Raw genomic sequence first — 3,465 nt, 5'->3', positions numbered from 1 at the left:
TGCGGTGGCGCCGAGGCTGCGGCGTGCCCGGGAGCGGCGTGGGTTCAGCCTGGCGGAGGTGGCGGCGCGGACCGGCATCTCCAAGAGCACCCTGTCGCGGCTGGAGACCGGCCAGCGGCGCGCCAGCCTGGAACTGCTGCTTCCGCTCGCGCAGGCCTACCGGGTGCCCCTGGACGACCTGGTGGGAGCGCCGGAGGTGGGCGACCCGCGGATCCGGCTCAAGCCGACCCGGGTCCACGGCCGCACCGTGCTGCCGCTGACCCGCCAGCCGGGCGGCCTGCAGGCCTGGAAGATCGTCGTGCCGGCGACCAGCACCGAGCCGCAGCCCAAGGCGCACGAGGGCCACGAGTGGCTGTACGTCCTCTCCGGCCGGATGCGCCTCATCCTCGGCGATCACGACCTGGTGCTCGGCCCGGGCGAGGTGGCCGAGTTCGACACCCGGGTACCGCACTGGTTCGGCAGTGCCGGCGGGCAGCCGGCCGAGATCCTGAGCCTGTTCGGGCCGCAGGGCGAACGGGTGCACACTCGGGCGAAGTCGGTTTCCACGGCAGCTGACCCGAGCTGAACCCGAGCTGAACCGCTGCCCGGCGCCACCGGCTGGCGTGGCACGATGGCCGAGCAGGAAGCCCGGAGAGGGCCTGGAAGAGAGCGCCGAAAGAGGTAGGCACGGCATGCCCGAGCAGCACCGACCGGTCGCGGTCGTCGTGGACCTGTACACCTGCAGCCACTTCCTGCTGGATGCCTTCACCGCGCTCGGCGTCGACGTGGTGCAGGTGAAGAGCAACCCCGAACTGCCCGCGTTCGGCGCCGAGATGGCCTACCTGGCAACCGTGTCCGGCAGCGACCCGGCGACGCTGGCCGGCGAGCTGGCGCGGTACTCCCCGATCGCGGTGGTGGCCGGCCAGGAGACCGACGTGCTGCTCGCCGACGCGCTCTCCGAGCGGATGGGGCTGCCCAGCAACGGAACGGCGCTGTCCTCGGCCCGCCGGAACAAGTACGACATGGCCGAGGCGCTGCGCCGGGCCGGCGTCCGGTGCGCCGAGCAGTTCAAGAGCGGCAGCGCCGAGGAGGTGGTGGCCTGGGCCGAGGCCGCCGGCCGGTATCCGGTGGTGGTCAAGCCGCTGGCCTCGGCCGCGACCGACAGCGTCGCCATCTGCGCCGACGCCGGGCAGGTGCGCAAGGCCGCCGACGCGATCCTCGGCACCGAGACGATCTGGGGCGAGGCCAACCACGAGGTGCTCGTCCAGTCCTACCTGGACGGGGTCGAGTACGTCGTCGACATGGTGTCCTGGCAGGGCCGGCGCTACACCTGCGGCGTCTGGGAGTACCGCAAGCGGCTGGTCGGCGTGCACAACATCTATGACTACGAGGTGCTGCTGCCGGCCGAGGACAGCCGGGTCGCCGAACTGACCGGCTACGTCGACAGCGCGTTGCGGGCGCTGGGCATCTCCTACGGGCCGACCCACGCCGAGGTCATCATCACGCCGGACGGCCCGGCGCTGGTCGAGGTCGGCGCCCGGACCGCCGGCAACCTCAGCCCCGCCTTCCACGACCAGTGCCTCGGCGCCAACCAGGCCGGCCTGACCGCGCTGGCCTACGCCCGCCCGCGGGACTTCCTCGACCGCTATGCCGACCGGTGCTACACCGCGCTCTGCCAGGCCTGGGTCTACAACACCCCGACCGACCGGGCGGGGGTCGTCACGCACGTCGACCAGGACGTGGTGGCCGAGATCCAAGCGCTGCCGACCGTGTCGGAGGTGATCGTCAAGCTGCGCAAGGGCTGGCGGATGACGCCGACCGTCGACCTGCTGTCGAGCACCCTCAAGGTCTTCATGGCCGCCGACTCGACGCAGGACCTGCAGCGGGACTACCAGCGGGTCACCGAGCTGAAGGACCGGGTGTACCAGCTCGACTGACGCTCAGCCGTTCACAAGTCAGCCGTTCACAAGCACAACCGTCCGCGGGTTGGCTCAGCCGTTCACACGCTCAGCCGTTCACGGGCTGGCTCAGCTGTTCCTCGAAGCGCTTGGTGTCACCTTCGACCCAGCCCTCCACCGCCTTGCCGCCCTGCAGCCGGAAGATCTCGATCCAGGTGTTGACCACCTGACGACCGGTGGCCGGATGCCCCATGAACTCCCCCGCGTGGGTGCCCCGGTCGGTTCCCCGCACCGCCACCCGGTCGCCCTCGACGATCACCTCCTCGATGGTGGTGTGGTGGTCGGGAAACGCGGCCCGGAAACCGCTGACGGACTGCCCGTACTCCTGCGGGCCCACGACCTGGATCCCGAAGCCGTTGTGGCTGACGAAGTCCGGGGCCAGGAACTCGGAGGCGTACTCGACCGCTCCCTCGTTCCACACCCGCTCGAAGAAGGCCGTGACCGCGGCTCGGGTCTGCTCGCTCGACATGAGGCAACCCCTCCCCTCACCGGCCAACGCTACGAGCCGAGCCCGAGCTGGTCCAGGGCAGCCAGCAGCGGCTCGGTCGCCGCCCGGTCGCGGACCGCGATCCGGATCCAGCCAGGGCCCAGTCCGGGAAAGGTGTCGGCCCGGCGCACCGCGATGCCGAGCCCGCGCAGTTCGGCGTGCACGCCGGCCCGGCCGGGATGGCGGGCCAGCACGAACGGCCCGGCCCCGTCGGCCCGGACCTCGAAGCCGCGCCGGGCCAGCTCACCGGTGAGCGCCCGGCGATGCTCGGTCACGGCGACGGCCCGGCGTTGCGCCTCGGGACGGGCCTGCTCGGCCAGGCAGGCCGCGATGGCGGCGAGCGCGGGGCTCGACACCGACCAGTGCGGCTGCACCGCCGCGGCGGCGGCGATCGCGCCGGCATCACCGAGCAGGTAACCGACCCGCAGCCCGGCCAGTCCCCAGGTCTTGGTCAGCGAGCGCACCACCACGATGCCGCTCAGGTCAGCCTGCTCGGCCAGGCTCTCCGGCTCGTCCGGCACCGAGTCCAGAAACGCCTCGTCGACGACCACCAGCCGGCCCGGCCGGCGCAGCGCCAGCAGCGCCTGCGCGGGGTGCAGCGTGCCGGTCGGGTTGGTGGGGTTGCCGATGACCACCAGGCCGGCCTCGTCGGGGACCCGCGCCGGGTCCAGGGCGAACCAGTCGTCGGCATCCAGCAGCACCCGGTCGATCCGCCAGCCGGCCGCCCGCAGCGCGACCTCGGGTTCGGTGAACTGCGGGTGCACGATGGCGGCCCGTCCGGGAGGAAACCCTTGCGCCAGCAGGGTGAACGCCTCGGACGCCCCCGCGGTCAGCAGCACCTCCGACTCCGGCCGGTGGTGCCAGGCGGCGACCGCGGCGGTCGCCGCCCGCGGATCGGGGTAGCGGTCGAGCTGCCCGCAGGCCGCCGCGATCGCCTCGCTGAGCCAGCTCGGGATCGGGTCGGTGCAGACGTTGACGGCGAAGTCCAGCAGGTCGCCGGTGAGCTCGGCGTCGCCGTGGTGGCGCAGATCGGCCTGCCAG

At 72.6% G+C, this 3,465-nt stretch carries 4 protein-coding genes; 2 read left to right on the top strand and 2 right to left on the bottom strand.

What is annotated here, in order from left to right; translation table 11 throughout:
• Window positions 1-4: 4 nt before the first annotated feature.
• Together VF542_RS14555 and VF542_RS14550 are read left to right on the top strand one after the other, a co-directional pair.
• Window positions 5-565, top strand: coding sequence for a helix-turn-helix domain-containing protein (locus VF542_RS14555; RefSeq protein ID WP_408652425.1), 561 nt, complete (start codon window positions 5-7; stop codon window positions 563-565).
• A gap of 106 nt (window positions 566-671) precedes the next feature.
• The gene (locus VF542_RS14550) at window positions 672-1,916 is read left to right on the top strand and encodes an ATP-grasp domain-containing protein (protein ID WP_408652424.1); all 1,245 of its coding nucleotides are present in this window, start codon (window positions 672-674) and stop codon (window positions 1,914-1,916) included.
• A gap of 70 nt (window positions 1,917-1,986) precedes the next feature.
• Here the strand turns inward: VF542_RS14550 and VF542_RS14545 are convergent, their stop codons facing one another.
• Entirely contained in the window at window positions 1,987-2,406 is a 420-nt protein-coding gene (locus VF542_RS14545; RefSeq protein ID WP_408652423.1) for an ester cyclase, read from the bottom strand.
• A gap of 29 nt (window positions 2,407-2,435) precedes the next feature.
• A partial coding sequence (gene cobC, locus VF542_RS14540; RefSeq protein ID WP_408652422.1) for an Rv2231c family pyridoxal phosphate-dependent protein CobC occupies window positions 2,436-3,465 on the bottom strand: 1,030 nt, incomplete at its 5' end.

Source organism: Jatrophihabitans sp. (assembly GCF_036389215.1).
In the GTDB taxonomy this organism is placed as follows: domain Bacteria; phylum Actinomycetota; class Actinomycetes; order Mycobacteriales; family Jatrophihabitantaceae; genus Jatrophihabitans_A.
Note: the sequence above shows the minus strand (reverse complement) of the source record. Positions and strands in the feature narration are given on the sequence as shown.